Consider the following 18,060-nt stretch of genomic DNA (forward strand, 5'->3'; position numbering starts at 1 on the left):
AAGAGCATGTCCAACGTCACCGTCATCGGCACCCAGTGGGGTGACGAAGGCAAGGGAAAGATCGTGGACTGGCTGGCCAGCCGTGCGGATATCGTCGTCCGCTTCCAGGGCGGTCACAACGCCGGTCATACACTCGTGGTGGGCGATCAGGTCTACAAGCTCTCCCTGCTGCCTTCCGGCCTCGTACGCGGCAAGACCGGCGTCATCGGCAATGGCGTGGTGGTCGATCCCGAAGCCCTGCTTTCTGAAATCGACCGCGTGTCGGCCCAGGGGCTGGTGGTCAATCCCGAAACGCTCTGGGTGGCTGATAACGTGCCGCTCATCCTGCCGCTGCATGTTGCGACAGATCGCGCCCGCGAGGCTGCGCGTGGCGATCGCAAGATCGGCACGACCGGCCGCGGTATCGGCCCGGCCTATGAGGACAAGGTGGCCCGTCGTGCCATCCGTCTGTGCGATCTGGCCGAGCCTGAAACGCTCGACTGGAAGCTCGATGAACTCCTGTTGCATCACAACACGCTTCTCGCGGGTCTGGGTGCTGCGACCTTCACCAAGCAGGAAATTCTTGATCATCTGGCAAAGCTTGCGCCGCGTGTGCTGCCTTTCGCCTGCTCGGTATGGGAGCGGCTGGATGAGGCGCGTCGTGCTGGCCGCCGCATCCTGTTCGAGGGCGCGCAGGCCGTCATGCTCGATGTCGATCATGGCACCTATCCCTTCGTGACCAGTTCGAACACCGTTGCCGCCGTTGCTGCCAGCGGCAGCGGCGTCGGTCCGGGAACGGTCGGTTTCGTTCTGGGTATTGCCAAGGCCTATACGACCCGCGTGGGTGAGGGACCGTTCCCCTCCGAGCTTTTCGACGATGTCGGCCAGAAGCTGGGCGAACGTGGGCGTGAATTTGGTACCGTAACGGGCCGTCCGCGTCGCTGCGGCTGGTTTGATGCCGTGCTCGTTCGTCGTGCTGCCCGTGTGGGTGGTGTGAACGGCATCGCGCTGACCAAGCTCGATGTGCTCGATGGGTTCGAGGAAGTGAAGATCTGCGTCGGTTATGAACTCGACGGCCAGACGATCACATCCTTCCCCTCCAGCCCCGCTGCCCAGGCCCGTCTGAAGCCGGTTTTCGAATCCATGCCCGGCTGGCAGGAAACGACTTTCGGTGCGCGCAGCTGGGCCGATCTGCCTGCTGCAGCCATCAAATATATCCGCCGTATCGAGGAACTGATCGAGGCGCCGGTCACGCTGCTCTCGACTAGCCCCGAGCGCGACGACACCATTCTGATGCGCGATCCTTTCGAGGATTGAGACGAAAAAAGCGGGTCGGAAGGCCCGCTTTTTTTATGCCTATTCCGCGGCAGCGGCGATTGGTGCTGCCGAAGGCAGGCGGATCAGATAGTCAAAGGCTGACAGGCCGGCTTTTGCCCCTTCGCCAGTGGCGATGATGATCTGCTTGAACGGCGTCGTCGTGGCATCTCCGGCGGCAAAAATGCCGGGAACGGAGGTGGCGTTATGCGTATCGACAACGATCTCGCCGCGATCGCTCAGCATCACGCTGTCCTGCAGCCATTCGGTGTTCGGTACCAGACCGATCTGAACGAAAATCCCTTCCAGCGCGATCTTGTGCGGCGTGCCTGTGGGGCGGTCACGATAGGCCAGAGCTGTGACGCGCGTGCCATCGCCTTCGACCTCGGTGGTCTGGGCATTCATGATGACGCGAACATTGGGCAGACTGAACAGCTTGTCCTGCAGCACTGAGTCGGCGCGCAGCACATCGGCAAATTCAAGCAGCGTCACTTCCGAGGCCAGGCCGGCAAGGTCGATCGCGGCTTCGACGCCACTATTGCCACCACCGATCACGGCCACACGCTTGCCCTTGAAAAGCGGGCCGTCACAATGCGGGCAATAGGCGACACCCTTGTTGCGATACGCCTCTTCACCCGGCACGTTCATGGCGCGCCAGCGGGCACCCGGTGCCAGAATGATCGAGCGGCTGCGCATCACGGCCCCGCTTTCGAACCGGATTTCATGCAGGCCGCCCGGTTCGGCCGCAGGGATGAGGGCTGAGGCACGCTGGCCCGTCGTGATATCCACCTCATAACTGCGCACATGTTTTTCCAGCGCCGCAGCCAGCTTCGGCCCTTCGGTTTCCGGCACCGAGATGTAGTTCTCGATGGCCATTGTATCCAGCACCTGACCGCCGAAGCGCTCACCGACGATGCCTGTGCGGATACCCTTGCGGGCATCATAGACAGCTGCCGCCGCACCGGCCGGACCGGCGCCCACGATCAGCACCTCGAAAGGCGCTTTCTCCGAGAGCTGTTCGGCCTTGCGCGAGGCCGAGCCTGTGTCGAGCTTCGAGATGATGGCCTCCACATCCATACGACCAGAAGCAAAAGGCTCGCCATTCAGATAGATCTGCGGCACGGTCATGATGTTGCGCTCGGTGACTTCCTTCTGGAACAGCGCGCCGTCAATCGCCGTATGGTCGATAGCCGGGTTGAGCGCGGCCATGGCGTTGAGTGCCTGCACGACATCCGGGCAGTTCTGGCACGACAGCGACATGTAGGTCTCAAAGCGCAGCGGGCCTCTCAGGCTGCGGATCTGATCGGCCGTTTCTGCCTCGATCTTTGGCGGATGGCCACCGATCTGCAGCAGGGCGAGCACGAGTGACGTGAATTCATGGCCCATGGGGATGGCCGCAAAACTCACCGCCTCTTCGCCGTCTGTCCGACGGATACGAAAAGCGGGTGCGCGCGGTGCCTCCGGAACCAGCCTGACGGCGATGCGGTCGGAAAGGGCTGCGATATCCTCGACCAGCGCGAACATTTCCTGTGACTTGGCGCTGTCATCGAGCGAGGCTTCAAGCGTGATATCGTGGCGCAGATTGGTCAGATAGCTGCGCAGCTGGTCCTTGATCGTCGTGTCGAGCATGGAATTCTGTCCTGAAAAGAGGCGACGGGTGAAGCCCCGGATTGCGGGGCGTGCGCGAGGCACGCCGCGCCGCAATCTCTGTGGCGCCGGAAAGTGAAAGAGGGCGTGGTGTCGTGAAAGCGGATCAGATCTTGCCGATGAGATCGAGCGAGGGCGCCAGTGACTGATCGCCTTCTTTCCACTTCGCCGGGCAGACTTCGCCAGGATGGGCGGCGACATATTGTGCGGCCCGGATCTTGTCGAGCAGTGCGGTCGCGCTGCGCCCCACCCCGCCCGAAGTGATCTCGATATACTGGATGCGCCCCTCGGGGTTGATCAGGAAGCTTGCCCGGTCTGCAACGCCAGCCTCTTCGATCATCACATCGAAATTGCGCGCAATGGTGCCTGTCGGATCGGCGAGCATGACGTAGTCGATCTTGCCGATGGCTGGCGAGGTGTCGTGCCATGCCTTGTGAGTGAAATGCTTGTCGGTCGATACCGAATAGATTTCAACGCCCAGCTTCTGGAATTCGGCGTAGTTGTCAGCCAGATCCTCAAGTTCCGTCGGGCACACAAAGGTGAAATCAGCCGGATAGAAGAAAACAACAGACCATTTTCCCTTGAGGTCCTGATCTGAAACGGTCAGGAAATTACCGCGGCAATAGGCGTCGGTTGAAAAGGGACGAATGGATGAATCTATTCTTGCCATGAACCTGTCTCCGAAAAATCTTGATCTCAGTGAGAGCAAGGTCACCCTGTCACGGCGCGTTATTAAAGCAAAACAGATCGTTCTGATTTGTGTGATAGGAAAATCTTTTCAACGGAACGCTGATGCGCGCTCCTGAAGAGCGCCATGGCGGTGGATGGCTTGGCTGGGCTACCTGACTGGCTCATGTCCGGCAGGCGGGGCGTCGCGGCATGGCCTCACCCGGATGTTCGCTTGTCATCAGGGGGAGCAGCCTGCGCTACCGCAAACCGGCTGGGTCGGCAGCCGGTGCTGCGTCTGAAGCTGGCCGAAAAGGCACCGATACTTTCATACCCAACCGCAAGCGCCACATCGGTCACGCGCTCGCCACGCGCCAGTCTCTGCTGGGCGTCGATCATGCGTCTTTTCTGCAGCCAGACGGCAAAGCCAGCCCCGGTATCCGCTCTGAAATGCCGGACGAAAGAGCGCAGCGACATGCCGGCAAGCGCCGCCCATTCGGATTGGGAGCGTCTGTCGCCCGGTGCCATTTCCAGATGGTCGGTCACACGTCGCAGTCGTGGATCAGAGGGGATCGGCAGCCCGGAAAGGCGTCGAGGCAGGGCGATCCACTCATCCCAGAAGCTCTCGGCCAGACGTGTTGTGACGAGGCTGGTCTTTCCCTCTTGTGTGGTCTGTGCAAGGCGCTCTGCCTGGGCATTGAGAAGGGGCGTGCCTTCGGCAAGAAAAGGTGTATCGGGCAGGTCGGTGCAGCGGGAGGGATGGAGATAGAGCGTCCATCCGGCCATTGCGCCATGCGAGCGGGCTTCGTGGGGCAGATCCGGTGGCAGCCAGAGCACCTGCCCCGGGCCGACCGACCAGCAGGCGCGGTTTGTCCGAAACACCATCACGCCGCTTGCAAGGCCCAGAATCTGCCCGCGCGCATGGTGATGGCGTGGTGCGATCCGTCGCGTGTCCTGCGTGAGGCTGCCACCATGCAGCCAGAACCAGGAATCGTCGCGAGCCGCGTCAGGCGGGGTGATGGAGAGATTGGCGCACATGAGTCGATCTATGGCGCAGAGGCGCAAGAATGCCAGAGCGCAGTCCGATAAAACCTTCCTCGGCGCATGATCTTACGCATCTGAAGCGTCGGCATAGCAAGGAGACACGTCATGAAAATCGGGTTTATTGGATTGGGCGCCATGGGTCAGGCCATGGCCACCCGCCTTCTGAACGAGGGGCATAGTCTGAGCGTCTGGAATCGGACATCCAGCAAGGCAGATGCGCTCGTTGCCAAAGGCGCCTTTCGGGCAGAGAATCCTGCCGAAGTGGCGCGCCGCTCGGAGATCGTTTTCTCCATGCTGTTCGACGATGCCACGACAGAGAGCGCGACATTCGGCGATCAGGGCATTGCCGAGGGCCTGCGTGAGAACGGTCTGCATATCTGCTGCAGCACGCTTTCCCTAGCTCAGGCAAGGCGCCTGCGCGACGGCCACGCAGAGCGCGGGCAGGCCTATATCAGCGCGAATGTTCTCGGTCGACCGCCAGCTGCCGCAGACGGCTCTCTTTTCATCATCGCTTCCGGCGCTACCGATCAGATCGAAAGGGCCAGCACGCTCTTTGCCTGCCTTGGGCAAAGAACATTCAATGCAGGTTCCGATCCGCTCCAGGCCAATCTGGTCAAGTTATCGCTGAACTTCATGATCTATTCCACGATCGAGCAGATGGCTGAGGTGTTCACAGTCAACGAGAAGCTGGGCACCGACCCTGGTCTGGTGTTCGAGATCATGACCAACAGCTTCTACACAGCCCCGGTGCACAGGAACTACGGCAGACTGATGATTGATCGAAGCTATGATCACCCGGGTGCTCCTGTCACGCTGGGCCTCAAGGATGTGAAGATGTTCCTCGAAGCCGGGGGCGAGCAGGGCGTCCCGCTGCCTATCGCTTCGATCATGCGTGACCGTTTGATCGGGGCCATCAGTGCAGGAGATGCAGAGCGCGATTTCGTGGTGCTGCAGGAACGCGTGCGTCAGGAGGCAGGGCTTGAGCCGGGATGAACGCCATCAGCCATGGTGCCAGGCAGCGCCGGTATAGAAAAACCGGCCCATGCCGATGGTGAAGATCAGGCATCCATAAAGACTATGCTCAAGACAGGAGAGGCGCAGGGAGCGGTGGCGCTCGTAGTCCATCGCGAAAAGCGCCCCGCCAGCCACAGTCAGGACAATGGCAATCCAGTTCAGAAAAATGACATGGGCAAAGCCGAAAGCGGCGGCGCTGGCGGCGATGCGCGCCGAGGCCGTGCGCAGCACGGGGGCGTAACGGGTAAACAGAAAGGCACGATAAAGCATCTCCTGTGGCCAAACCGAGAGCAACGGGTAGAGCAGCAGGATCAGCAGCCAGAATCCGGGTCTGTGGCGCGGCAAATCGAGGAAATGAGCAGGCCAGAGCCACCATGCACAAAGTGTCAGGACCGGCCCAAGCAGGCCAAAGCGCAGAAGGATCGCCTTCACTTCCCGCCCTGGCTGATGAGGGTGAGGTAATTGATGGCGCGTTACGAACAAGGCAAGCAGGGCGCCGAGCCACAGGGCTGCGAACAGAATGCCTGGGCGTCTGAGAGCCAGAATGACGAGGGGACCGCCAGCAAAGAGGGCCAGCATTTCAGCCCAGAGCAGAGCCTGCCGGGTCACGCGGCCCGATCTCGACCACGGTAAGCCGTCTCAAGGCGAAAGGCGGGCCACCAGCTTTTTCGGTGATGCCCCGCCTTCATCTCAATTGGTCACAGGATCGCGAAGCGAAATGCCTTCGTCCTGACGGCGACGCAGTTCGACTTCGGCCGCCATGGCTTTTTGCAGTTTCTCGAAGGCCCGTGCCTCGATCTGGCGGATACGCTCACGCGAGACACCATATTCGTGGGAGAGTTCTTCGAGTGTTGAAGGGTCATCCTTCAAACGGCGCTCGGTCAGGATATGACGCTCGCGCTCGTTGAGAGACTTCATAGCTTCGGTCAGGAGCGCCTGACGGCCACTCATTTCCTCTGCTTCGCCCAGAGTGGTTTCCTGGCTCTCCTGATCATCGACCAGCCAGTCCTGCCACTCACCCTCGCTGTCGCTGCGAAGAGGGGCGTTCAGGCTGTGATCGGGCGCAGACAGACGCTGGTTCATCGACACCACATCCTGTTCGGGTACGCCAAGCGTCGTGGCGATCTTGTCGACCTGTTCCGGCTTGAGGTCACCGTCATCAATGGCCTGCATCTGCCCCTTGAGGCGACGCAGATTGAAGAACAGTTTCTTCTGGGATGCTGTGGTGCCCATTTTCACAAGCGACCAGCTATGCAAGATATACTCTTGCATCGCCGCGCGGATCCACCACATCGCATAAGTAGCGAGACGGAAGCCACGGTCAGGATCAAAGCGTTTGACTGCCTGCATCATGCCGATATTGCCTTCGCTGATCAGTTCATTCAGCGGCAGGCCATAGCCACGATAGCCCATGGCGATCTTGGCGACGAGACGAAGATGAGAAGTGACGAGCTTGTGGGCTGCGGCATCTTCCTCATGGTCGCGCCAGCGACGGGCGAGTTCGCCCTCTTCCTGCTGGGTCAGGATGGGGAATTTACGGATTTCCTGAAGATAGCGTGTCAGATTGCTTTCAGGACCAAGGGACAAAACGGCGGAAGAGGCCATTGGGCTGCAACTCCTTTCGCCCGGTGCAAAGTGGAACACTATCTACGGGGTGTGCCCGTCAGAGTTCCCGTCACCGGGTGACGCTTGGTTAGGGAAGGATTTTCGTCCCCGCGCAGCACCCTCAGCATGAGCGATGCCAGGCGGTACGTCCATTCCGGCGGCGCGTCACTTCGTCGGATTGACTATGAGCAGATCATACCCCGTTTTTGCTGTCAAGAAAACGTACCACATTACTCCTAATTAACCCCCACGCAGGGTTCGCAGCAAACCCTGAAAATCCTCAGGGGGTTCGGAGGTAAAAAGCAGTGTTTCCTTCGTGCGTGGGTGGGTAAAGCCAAGCCGTGCCGCGTGGAGCGCCTGACGGGGAAAATCGAGTGCTGCGCGGCGTGCGGTTTCATCCAGCCCCCGCGAGGCTGCGGGAATGCGTCGCAGATAGACCGGATCGCCCAGAAGCGGATGGCCGGCTTGGGAAAGATGAACCCTGATCTGATGCGTTCGCCCGGTCGCAAGCTTGCAGCTCACCAGGCTCACAGCCGCGTCGAAGGCCTCGAGGCAGCGCACATGCGTCAGGGCATGTTTGCCGCCTTGGGTCACTACGGTCATGCGTTTGCGGTCACGCTTGTCACGCCCGATGGCGCCATCATAGCTGATTTCGGATGGCAGAAGCCCCCAGGCAAGGGCAAGGTAGGAGCGGTCGATATCGCGCGCGGCGAAGGCTTCCGACAGTGCGTTATGGGCCATCGGCGTCTTGGCGACGACCATCAGCCCTGAGGTATCCTTGTCGAGGCGATGCACGATTCCCGGGCGTTTTTCGCCGCCGATACCTTCAAGATCATCGCCGCAATGGCCGAGAAGCGCATTTACCAGCGTGCCGGTCTCGTTGCCGGGCGCCGGATGCACGACCAGCCCTGCCGGCTTGTCGAGTACGATCAGATCGCGATCTTCAAAGATAATGGGCAGGGCGTGGTCTTCGGCCTGGGGGCGAGCAGGGGCAGCCGGTGGTACGACAAGGGTGAATTGTCGCCCGGCTCTGGTGGTTTCCGAAGGCTCGCGTATGATGGCCCCATCGCAGAAAACCTGCCCGGCTTCGATCAGGGATTTTACGCGCGAGCGGGAGAGGGAACCGATGCCATCGGCCAGAAAACGGTCGAGGCGCTGCCCCGCCTGTTCAGGCGTCACGATGAAATCGAATCGGGTGGGCATGTTGGCGCTGGCATCGGTCATGCGCCCCTTTAGCAAACAGGATCGTCTGTCGCCATGGATACGCCTCCGCCCAAGGTTTCTCGCACACTCATGGCGGCTGTCATTATCATGGGCGTGCTGATCGTCCTGGGTACGGCAGGCCTGATCGGGGTGATCGTGCATCGCGCCATGGCACCGGGGCACCACAAGCCGGTGATGGCTACGCAAGGTTCTGCCTCGGTCATGGCCGTCAGTCATGCCCCGGGAGAAGCCCCCCGTTTCATCTATGGCGGGGGTGGCCGGATCGTTGCTGAAGCCGTCAGGCCGGACGGGTCTGTTGCAGTACAGATAAACGGGCCTCAGGGCGACCGGATCGTGATCTGGAACCCTGAAAGCAACCAGGTCACGGCGCAGTTCGCCCTCACCCCCTGATCGCTTTCAGGGCGGGCATTCGTATGCTCAGGCGGGGCGCCCCAGCAGGCGGGCATGGTCCGGGTTCATGCCCAGCCTGGTGAAAACGGGGTCCATGTCGACAATGCCTTCCCAGGCGCCAAAGCTTCTTTTGTCCATGCCGACATGGTGCGGCATGATCACGATGGCCGGATCGTCATCCATGAAGCGAATGCGCAGGCTGTCCCATCGCGGGGCGATGTGGCGATGATAGACCGCTGACAGGGCACATTGATCGACGCACCAGTTGGTGGGATTTGCCGAGCGATAGGCCTTCACGAGGTAGTCGTGCAGCGCCTGTGCAATCACCGGAAGATGATCCGTCTCGCCGAAATAGGAAACGCCGGCACCAAAGCCCCATGGTTCGCCAAAATACTGATGACCGGCCCTGTCGAAAGCATAGAGACGAAAGCCATAATCGAAATCTGCCTGCAGCGTCGCAATGAGATCCGGAAAATCTGACGGGATCATCGCGTCTATATCGAGCGTCAAAACGGGGCATGATTGACGCTTCACGATTTCCGGCATGAGCAGATAACGCAGGCTGGCGTAACTGGCACCGTCAGGATGCGTCAGCTGCCCATGGGCGAAACTCAGCGCCAGAGAACTGCCCGACGCCGCCAGCGAGGCGCTGCACTGGGTCAGAAAATCCAGTTGTTTGCCGGTAGGGCTTGAGAGGCCAAGTACGAGATGAATGCGGGGAGGGGTAGGTGCTTTCTCCAGCGCATTGACCAGGGATGCCAGAAACTTGGGCACGAAGCGAAAATACGAGGCGTCGCATCCTGCGACGAGGCAAAGCTGCGGCTCAACGGCGGCATTGGCTGCATGATGCCAACGCCAGTTCTGGACGCTGAGAGGATCGGGCTCGGGGGGACGTTCTGTATCGGTCAGCCATGAATAGGCACCGCAGTTGAAATGAATGAACCTGAAACCGTCCTCGATGGCACGCAGTCTGGCCTGATCGTAGCAGGCATCTGCTGCTTCCCACGCGCCCTTGAGCCAGTGATTGTGTCCCTGAATGACCAGCAGCGCGTGTGAGACCCCATTCAGGCGCTCTTCCTGCGCAAGAAAGCCATCACGCCCGGTTTGCGGGCAGGCGGACCAAACCTCTTCCAGCGCATGATAATAATCCGCACGAAGGTGATAATCGGCATCGGGGGGGAGCTTGCCGGGCATGAGAGCCAGATCGAAAGCCCCGTCAAACCTGACCTGAAGCAGCGTTGCTGATCCGCGCAGTATCGACCGATGGGTGAGGTTGCCCGCAAGGATCCGAGCGGTATGAGGGGCGATCGCAGCCGTGTCGTGACGTGTCCCGGCCGCCTTTGTGAAGGCCTCAGCCAGAAGACGAGCTGCTGTCTCATCATCGTCTGCGGCTGCCGCCACGATCGAGCTTGCCCAGAGACGATCCGCCTCATTCATGGCACCAGACAGGGCCTGAAGGCAGAGATCGGCTTCATCGAGAAGGCCCAGCAACGTACAGAGGCGGGCAAGATAATAGAGATGGGCTGGATGATCGGGTTCAGCGAGCGTCAGTGTGACCTGTCGCGCCAGATCGGGCCATTGTGCCCAGATTGTCTTTCGCCCTGTGTCTCCTTGCGCCAGAGCCAGGAGAACCGCAGAGAGGGCTCGTCCGGCCATGGCATTCGGCCAGGGGCGCAGAGGGTGCGGTATCGCCGGGTGGCGTATTGCCCCATCCGGCTCCATGGTGAAGCCGCGCGGGTCACAAGGCACATCGCTGATTGATATCCTGAAAGAGTCGAGGCGAGGTCGGATGATGCGGATCTGATCATCCAGCCAGCGCCGGGAGGTAAGGGCATCGAGCGGATCGAGCGTCTCGAGAGACACAGGCAGATAGTGCTCCCAGTCGTCGCAGGCATCGCTCAGGCGCATGGTGTTATCAGGGTTGGCAGTCAGATAGGTCTGCCCCGCTCGAAGCGCGATGACGCCTTCAGGATCGGACACGACATCGGTAACAACCGTGAGTGAACAGGGCCCTTCGACCATCTCGTTGCACTGGCTGACAAGGACGGGGCGTGCGCGCCCGCTCGCGACATCTGCCAGAGGGGCACAGAAAAGACGGGCCTCTTCGTGACAGAGGATCGTACCGTGCCAGGAAAGCAGGAAACGGGGCATTCACTCGGGCCTTTCGCGCCTGGGCGCCTGTTGTTCTTATTGTGGGGCTGGCAGGCGTTTATCCCGCCAGAATGGCATCCATGAGGCCAGGAAAGCGCAGATCGAGATCTGCTTTACGCAGCGAGTTGAAATGCTGCACGCCCTGGATGCGCGTATGCAGCAGGCCGCTCTCCCTGAGTACCTGAAAATGATGCGACATGCTCGATCGGGGGCGATCACCAAGCAGTGCAGCGCAACTGGCTTCGGGAACCGAACCGAGGTGCTGAACGATTTCTAGACGGATCGGGTCGGCCAGACCGCGCAGGACTCCCAGCAGGGTCAGGCTTTCTGAAGCGGGGTGGTCATAGTCAGCCATCGGCGTCGTCCGGTTCCAAAAAATGCGGGGGAGGGGTTGTCTTGAGACAGACGCATCCCCATTCCTGATATTGTTCGATCAAAGTCGAATTAAACCCCCCACGGGTTCATGAGGACACAGCATTATGACAACTCTGTTCGATCCGATCCAGCTTGGCGCCATCGACGCGAAGAACCGCATACTCATGTCGCCGCTGACGCGCGGCCGCGGTACACGCGAGCACGTGCCGACGCCGATCATGGCCGAGTATTATGCACAGCGTGCCACAGCAGGACTTATCATCTCCGAGGCGACAGGTATCAGCCGTGAGGGGCTTGGCTGGCCTTACGCTCCCGGCATCTGGTCCGCCGAGCAGGTAGAGGCATGGAAGCCGATCACCAAGGCGGTGCATGATAAGGGCGGCAAGATTGTCGTTCAGCTCTGGCATATGGGGCGTATGGTGCATTCCAGCGTGACCGGTCAGCAGCCTGTCTCGAGCTCGCCCACCTCGGCGCCAGCCCCGCTTCATACCTATGACGGCAAGCAGGATCCCGAGCAGGCGCGAGCGCTGACGAAGGATGATATCACGCGTATTCTGGGCGAATACGAAGTCGCTTCGCGCAATGCGATCGAGGCCGGGTTCGATGGCGTGCAGATTCATGCCGCCAACGGCTATCTGATCGACGAATTCCTGCGTGACGGCACCAATCATCGTGAGGATGAGTATGGTGGCTCACCCGAAAATCGCATTCGCTTCCTGCGTGAAGTCACCGAGCGCGTTATTGCCACGATCGGAGCAGACCGGACTTCGGTGCGCCTTTCACCCAACGGCGATACGCAGGGATGCATCGACAGCGCCCCTGAGTCCGTTTTTGTCCCGGCGGCAAAGACGCTCAATGATCTGGGAATCGGCTTCCTCGAACTGCGCGAACCCGGCCCGAATGGCACTTTTGGCAAGACCGATCAGCCGAAGCTGCATGGAGCGATCCGAAAAGTATTCAGGAACCCTCTGGTCCTGAATCAGGACTATACAAGAGAGGAAGCGATCGAGACTGTTGCAGACGGCACGGCAGATGCCATTGCATTCGGTCGTAAATTCATTGCAAACCCTGATCTTCCTCATCGACTGAAGGAAAATCTTCCTATCGAGCAGGACAATATCAAGACCTGGTACAGCAGGGGTGAAGAAGGATATACGGATTATCCTTTTTATAACGAATGATGACTTTCGCCTGATCCTGCCTGCGGGACATTGACGAGACGCAGCCGCTGAGTTTCAGGGAGATACATTTTGTTTCTCTCTGGAACTTTCATGCGCAAACTCTCTGGCCTCATGCTCTCTCTCGCGTCCTGTCTGACTGTCTCGACAGCACTTGCTGATCCGCTTCCGGTTGTTGCGGTCAATCGCGAGGTTGGTCTCTCGATGGCAGGCATTTTCGACAATCTCGTTGGCGGCTATGGTTCACAGTCTCAAACGACTGGCAGCCAGTGGTATCGCCCATACAACTCCAGCTCGCAGTCCCGCTCGCGGCGTATCGGCTGGGTTCCCGGCTTTCAGGTCGATGCCTCGGGCATGATTGATCTGGGACGTGTCAAGAATGTGTATGCCTCAGCACTTTTTCGTCTCGGATCTGGGACGCGCAACGATAAATACGCTCATAGCTACACCTCCTCCTACGGTCAGGATTCCTGGCGGGTGGGCGGCGGAGAGGATGCGCGTTCGACCTATACACGCGGCGAGATCGGCAAAGGGTTTCTGTTCCTAAATGACAAGGCACTTGTCACGCCTTTCGTGCAGGGAGGTTATGACAGTTACGGCTACTCGTCTTTTGGAGGGCAGAACGCGTTTTTCGTGGGCCTTGGCCTGAATGCCGATTATGCCCTGACTGATCGCCTTGTTCTTCGTGGTCGTTTCGGCTGGGCCGAGATTCTCAATACTCTGGCGTTCCGCACGACCACATCGGCTACTCGTCCACGTTGGGAAGGCAGTCTTGGCGCGGATTATCGTGTAACCCGTCATTGGCATCTGACCGCAGGAGGGGATTATGCCTATACCTCTTACGGTCATGACTCAGACCGCTATAGCTATCAGAATGTTGTTGATGGTCTTGTTACTGGGAACGCTACATCCAGTGGCATACAGAATGGCCTGACCCTGCGTGCAGGTCTGGCTTACGCCTACTGAAAACCGCTTGGGGGACGCCTGATCGCGTGCCCCCCCATCCGGATCAGCGGCCAGTCTGGCCGCTGAAAACTTCCGCCAATGCTTGATGCTGCACCAGAATATCCTGTGGCACCTCGACATGGCCGATAAAGCCTTTGCCGTTCGGACCATAGCCATCGGGCGTATCATGCAGGCGAGGAATCTCGCCAAGCAGCAGGGACAGGTAGCGCTCTTCCGTCCATGACGCTGTTGTCAGTGCCTCACCGAGCCGTGGCACAAAGGGGGGAGAGGAAAAGAAGCGTGTCTGCTTGTCCTGCCAGACATGGCGGAACGTCGCTTCAGTACGTCGCTGAAGCAGCGGATCCTGGATCAGCTCGATATGGTGGGGCGTAAGACCGAGCTCCTCCAGCGTGTCGCGCGTGAAGGCAGCATTTTCGCCCGTATTGGTCGAACGGGTTTCCAGAATGATCTGATCGCGTGGGACGAGGGCGTCGGCCGTGATGAGACGCGAGACCAGCTCGGCTTCCGAAAGTCCGGCTAGGGCTGATGGTGCGCAGTCCAGCCTCGCAGCGAGAGCGGCCGTCAAAGGCGGGGTCGAGTGTCCGACGCCTCCTGTTATCAGCAGAAGGCAGCCATGATGACGGGCAAGGCTGGCGGCATGATCGACACAGGCCAGAACGCCATTACCGGCAAGGCAGATGAGATCGATCCTGTTGGGTGCGTCATCCACACTGGTCAGGGCCAGAAACTCAGCGATGCGATCGGCACGCGCCCTGACTTCAGGGGTATAGAGTTCTGCAAACCTCTCCGACATCGCGATCCCTTTTTTTTTGCTCTTTCCCCTCGCGAGGGGCGGCGCAATCAGGGCAGTGATGTGTCTGATTGCGCCCGTTATTCAGTGGGGGAACAGTATTGCCGATGCCGGGGATAAACCCGGCATCACCATCCGGTCAGACCGTGAAATATTTTGCCCTCGGGTTGAGGATGACGAGCGCGGAGGTCGATTGCTCCGGGTGCAGCTGATAGCCGTCCGAGAGGGACACGCCGATACGCTCGGCCCCCAGCAGCTTCAGGATCGGTTCCTGGTCTTCCAGACGCGGGCAGGCCGGATAGCCGAAGGAGTAGCGCGAGCCTCGATAGGATTGTGCGAGCATCTTTTCCATGTCGCGGTCGTCTTCGGCGGCAAAGCCAAGCTCGGCGCGAATTCGCTTATGCGTATATTCCGCCATGGCTTCGGCCATCTCGACCGAGAGACCGTGCAGATAGAGGTAATCCTGATAGCGATTGGCCTCAAACCAGTCACGGGCGAGGTCTGAGGCCTTCTGCCCTACTGTGACGACCTGCAGCCCGATCACGTCGCGCTCCTGCTCGCCGATATCGCGCACAAAATCGGCGATGCACTCGCCATCCTCGCGAGGCTGGCGCGGCAGGGTGAAGCGTGCGGCTTCGGTCGTGCCGTCCTCTTCAAACAAGACGAGATCATTGCCATCACCTGCGGCTTTCCAGTAGCCGTAAATGGCCTGAGGCTTGAGGATCTGCTCGTCGGCACACAAAGCGAGCATCCGCTTTAGAACCGGGCGCAGCTCCTGCTTGGCATAGGTCATGAACTCGTCGAGCGAGCGACCCTGTTTTCTGAAGCCCCACTGGAACTGGTAGAGCGAGCGTTCATTCAGAAAGGGCAGAACCGCAGCTGGGGCTGATTCCACGACGCGAGCCCCCCAGAAGGGTGGGGTCGATACGGGGACCGATCCTGCAACCCGGGCACGACGGGCGCGGGCCTGCTCCGGGTCGATGGGGGTGAAGCCGCGTGTCTCCGCAATTTCAGGGGCGCGTTCGGTCTTTCTCTGGCTCTTGCCTGCGCGCCGCGTCTGGATGGCGGTCAGATAGTCGTCGAACTGGTTGTTCACGACCTTGTCCATCAGAGAGAGACCATCGAAGGCATCGCGGGCATAGGCCACACGACCGGGGGCGTCGCTGCCATAAGAGCGGGCACATTCCTCTTCGACATAATTACGTGTCAGGGCGGCGCCACCAAGAAACACCGGAACATCGATGCCCTGACGGGCCATTTCCTCAAGGTTTTCGCGCATGATTACGGTCGATTTGACCAGTAGTCCCGACATGCCGATGGCATGGGCATTATGCTCTTTCGTGGCTGCAATCATGTCAGCCAGAGGCACCTTGATGCCCAGATTGATGACGCGATAGCCGTTATTGGTCAGGATGATATCGACAAGGTTCTTGCCGATATCATGCACGTCGCCCTTGACCGTGGCGAGCACCATGGTGCCACGCGCCTGACCTTCGACGCGCTCCATATAGGGTTCGAGCCAGGCGACGGCGGTCTTCATGGTCTCAGCCGATTGCAGAACGAAGGGAAGCTGCATCTTGCCGGCGCCAAACAATTCGCCAACCACCTTCATGCCATCCAGCAGCACGGTATTGATGATGTCGAGCGGCGGCATTTCTTCCATTGCGGCTGCCAAATCGTCTTCGATGCCCTTGCGGTCACCATCGACAATGCGGTCTTTCAGGCGTTCAGCCGGGGTCTCGGCACGACGCTTCTGCACGGCATCGGCTGCCTTGCGACCGGCAAAAAGCTCGAGCAGCTTCTGCAGCGGATCGTAATTCTCGGTGCGGCGATCAAAGATCAGATCTTCCGCGACCTTTACTTCCTCGGCGGCGATCAGATGCAGCGGGCGGATCTTGCTGACATGCACGATGGCGCCCGTCATGCCCGCTTTCACGGCGTGATCCAGGAAAACCGAGTTCAGTACGGCACGCGCAGCCGGATTGAGGCCGAAGGAGATATTCGACAGACCGAGAATGATCTGGATATCGGGGAAGCGCTCGCGGATCATCCGGATGCCTTCCAGCGTCCACACACCCAGCTTGCGATCGTCTTCCACACCCGTGGCGATGGTGAATGTCAGCGGATCGATCATCAGATCGGATTGTGGCAGACCGTGCTTTGTGCAGGCGAAATCGACCAGGCGCTCGGCAATGCGCAGCTTGTCTTCCGGCGTCTTGGCCATGCCGACTTCATCAATCGTGAGCGCAATGACGGCAGCGCCGAATTTGCGCGCCAGGATCATGCGGTCTTCTGCATGTCCCTCGCCATCCTCGAAATTGATCGAGTTGATGATGGGCTTGCCGCCATGCAGCTTGAGGGCTGCCTCAATGACCGGCGTCTCGGTTGAATCGATTACCAGCGGCGCATTCACGGAGGAGGTGAAGCGTGTGACGACCTCGTTCATCTCGGCGATTTCGTTGCGACCGACAAAGGCGGTGCAGAGATCGAGCGCGTTCGACCCTTCAGCAGCCTGCTCGCGGCCTACAGCCACGCAGCCATCCCAGTCACCGGCTTCCTGCAATTCGCGCCATTTCTTCGATCCATTGGCGTTGCAACGCTCACCGATCGAGAAATAGGAGTTTTCCTGACGCAACGGCGTCTGGCTGTAGAGGCTCGCCACGGACGGCACCCAGTGGTGCAGACGCTTGACCGGGGCAGGGCGATGGCTGGTGCTGCCGCCCCGCCGGCGCAGCATGTCATCCAGAGCCTGGATATGAGGGGTCGAGGTGCCACAGCAGCCGCCAACGAGATTCAGCCCGTCTTCCGTGATGAAGCGATCGACCCAGCTTGCCATCTCGCCTGGCGAAAGCGGGTAATGGGTGGTGCCGTTGACCAGTTCGGGAAGGCCTGCATTGGGCTGGATCGAAATCAGGCCCGGCCAGTTTTCCGACAGCCATTTGACATGCTCGGCCATTTCCTGCGGACCTGTGGCGCAGTTCATGCCGATCAGGGGGACGTCGAGGGCATGAATGGTGGTGGCGGCTGCGGCGATATCCGGGCCGACAAGCAATGTACCGGTCGTCTCAACCGTTACCTGAACGAAGATCGGTGCATCCGAGCCGAGTTCGCGGCGTGCAGCCTTGGCCGCATTGACGGCGGCCTTGATCTGCAACGTGTCCTGGCAGGTCTCGATCAGGAAGGCATCGACCCCGCCATCGATCAGCCCGCGGCATTGTTCGATGATGCCCGCTTCGAGTGTGTCATAGTCGATATTGGCAAGGCTGGGCAGTTTGGTGCCTGGCCCGATGGAGCCCACCACATAGCGCTGGCGCCCGTCGCAGAAGGTCTCGGCGGCTTCGCGTGCAAGTTCTGCCGAGCGCCGGTTGATCTCGCGCGCCCTGTCCTGCAGACCGAATTCGGCAAGGGTCACGATCGAGCCACCAAAGGTGTTCGTCTCGACCATGTCGGCGCCGACTTCGAAATAACCGCGATGGATTTCGCGGATCAGTTCCGGGCGTGACAGGGTGAGAATCTCGGTGCAGTTCTCCTGCCCCCAGTAATCGCGCTCCACTTCCAGATCGAGCATCTGGATGCGCGAGCCCATGCCTCCGTCACAAAGCAGGACATGGTCGCGCAGGGCATCGAGCAGATGGGGGCGTGTCATGATGGCTATTGGTCTCGTCGTCAGGATCAGGCACGATCGGGGTACTGGGGCAGGAAAAGCCGCAGCAGCCT

15 protein-coding genes are annotated in these 18,060 nt (G+C 60.0%); 5 read left to right on the forward strand and 10 right to left on the reverse strand.

Annotated features, from left to right (window positions below):
- Positions 1–6 precede the first annotated feature (6 nt).
- Positions 7–1,296, forward strand: a complete 1,290-nt coding sequence (locus AA105894_RS14105; protein WP_188426168.1) for an adenylosuccinate synthase — start codon at positions 7–9, stop codon at positions 1,294–1,296.
- Between the two features lie 39 nt (positions 1,297–1,335).
- Here AA105894_RS14105 and ahpF read toward each other — a convergent pair whose 3' ends face one another.
- The 3 genes from ahpF to AA105894_RS14120 all read right to left on the reverse strand — a co-directional run bounded on the left by ahpF (position 1,336) and on the right by AA105894_RS14120 (position 4,644).
- Entirely contained in the window at positions 1,336–2,922 is a 1,587-nt protein-coding gene (gene ahpF / locus AA105894_RS14110) for an alkyl hydroperoxide reductase subunit F (RefSeq protein WP_267312322.1), read from the reverse strand.
- A 124-nt stretch (positions 2,923–3,046) separates the two neighbouring features.
- Positions 3,047–3,610: an alkyl hydroperoxide reductase subunit C gene (gene ahpC, locus AA105894_RS14115; protein WP_267312323.1), complete on the reverse strand. Its 564-nt coding sequence runs from the start codon at positions 3,608–3,610 to the stop codon at positions 3,047–3,049.
- Positions 3,611–3,825: 215 nt separating this feature from the next.
- Positions 3,826–4,644, reverse strand: a complete 819-nt coding sequence (locus AA105894_RS14120; protein ID WP_267312324.1) for an AraC family transcriptional regulator — start codon at positions 4,642–4,644, stop codon at positions 3,826–3,828.
- Positions 4,645–4,755: 111 nt separating this feature from the next.
- Between AA105894_RS14120 and AA105894_RS14125 the strand changes: the two genes are divergently transcribed.
- Positions 4,756–5,643: an NAD(P)-dependent oxidoreductase gene (locus tag AA105894_RS14125; RefSeq protein WP_267312325.1), complete on the forward strand. Its 888-nt coding sequence runs from the start codon at positions 4,756–4,758 to the stop codon at positions 5,641–5,643.
- A gap of 6 nt (positions 5,644–5,649) precedes the next feature.
- Here AA105894_RS14125 and AA105894_RS14130 read toward each other — a convergent pair whose 3' ends face one another.
- The 3 genes from AA105894_RS14130 to AA105894_RS14140 all read right to left on the reverse strand — a co-directional run bounded on the left by AA105894_RS14130 (position 5,650) and on the right by AA105894_RS14140 (position 8,493).
- Positions 5,650–6,273: a CPBP family glutamic-type intramembrane protease gene (locus tag AA105894_RS14130; RefSeq protein WP_267312326.1), complete on the reverse strand. Its 624-nt coding sequence runs from the start codon at positions 6,271–6,273 to the stop codon at positions 5,650–5,652.
- An 81-nt stretch (positions 6,274–6,354) separates the two neighbouring features.
- Complete coding sequence (gene rpoH / locus AA105894_RS14135) at positions 6,355–7,269, reverse strand: RNA polymerase sigma factor RpoH (RefSeq protein ID WP_188426163.1); 915 nt, start codon at positions 7,267–7,269, stop codon at positions 6,355–6,357.
- A 240-nt stretch (positions 7,270–7,509) separates the two neighbouring features.
- Positions 7,510–8,493, reverse strand: coding sequence for an RluA family pseudouridine synthase (locus AA105894_RS14140; RefSeq protein ID WP_267312327.1), 984 nt, complete (start codon positions 8,491–8,493; stop codon positions 7,510–7,512).
- Positions 8,494–8,526: 33 nt separating this feature from the next.
- On the opposite strand from AA105894_RS14140, the gene AA105894_RS14145 reads away from it, so the two are divergent.
- On the forward strand, positions 8,527–8,883 hold the full coding sequence (locus tag AA105894_RS14145) for a hypothetical protein (protein ID WP_267312328.1): 357 nt from the start codon (positions 8,527–8,529) through the stop codon (positions 8,881–8,883).
- Positions 8,884–8,910: 27 nt separating this feature from the next.
- On the opposite strand, the gene AA105894_RS14150 is transcribed toward AA105894_RS14145, so the two are convergent.
- Both AA105894_RS14150 and AA105894_RS14155 read right to left on the reverse strand, forming a co-directional pair.
- A complete protein-coding gene (locus tag AA105894_RS14150; RefSeq protein ID WP_267312329.1) occupies positions 8,911–11,034 on the reverse strand; it encodes a hypothetical protein in 2,124 nt (707 codons plus the stop codon).
- Between the two features lie 58 nt (positions 11,035–11,092).
- Positions 11,093–11,389 (reverse strand): ArsR/SmtB family transcription factor, encoded by a 297-nt coding sequence (locus AA105894_RS14155; protein ID WP_267312330.1) that lies wholly within the window; start codon positions 11,387–11,389, stop codon positions 11,093–11,095.
- 124 nt (positions 11,390–11,513) lie between these two features.
- On the opposite strand from AA105894_RS14155, the gene AA105894_RS14160 reads away from it, so the two are divergent.
- Positions 11,514–12,590 carry an alkene reductase gene (locus tag AA105894_RS14160; protein ID WP_267312331.1) on the forward strand — a complete coding sequence of 359 codons (1,077 nt, stop codon included), beginning with the start codon at positions 11,514–11,516 and terminating at the stop codon, positions 12,588–12,590.
- A 90-nt stretch (positions 12,591–12,680) separates the two neighbouring features.
- On the forward strand, positions 12,681–13,553 hold the full coding sequence (locus tag AA105894_RS14165; protein WP_267312332.1) for a hypothetical protein: 873 nt from the start codon (positions 12,681–12,683) through the stop codon (positions 13,551–13,553).
- A gap of 43 nt (positions 13,554–13,596) precedes the next feature.
- On the opposite strand, the gene AA105894_RS14170 is transcribed toward AA105894_RS14165, so the two are convergent.
- Both AA105894_RS14170 and metH read right to left on the reverse strand, forming a co-directional pair.
- Positions 13,597–14,346 (reverse strand): YdcF family protein, encoded by a 750-nt coding sequence (locus AA105894_RS14170; protein ID WP_267312333.1) that lies wholly within the window; start codon positions 14,344–14,346, stop codon positions 13,597–13,599.
- A 136-nt stretch (positions 14,347–14,482) separates the two neighbouring features.
- Complete coding sequence (gene metH, locus AA105894_RS14175) at positions 14,483–17,992, reverse strand: methionine synthase (protein ID WP_267312383.1); 3,510 nt, start codon at positions 17,990–17,992, stop codon at positions 14,483–14,485.
- Positions 17,993–18,060: the final 68 nt, after the last annotated feature.

The organism is Asaia spathodeae NBRC 105894 (assembly GCF_025994195.1).
GTDB classification, from domain to species: Bacteria; Pseudomonadota; Alphaproteobacteria; order Acetobacterales; family Acetobacteraceae; genus Asaia; species Asaia siamensis.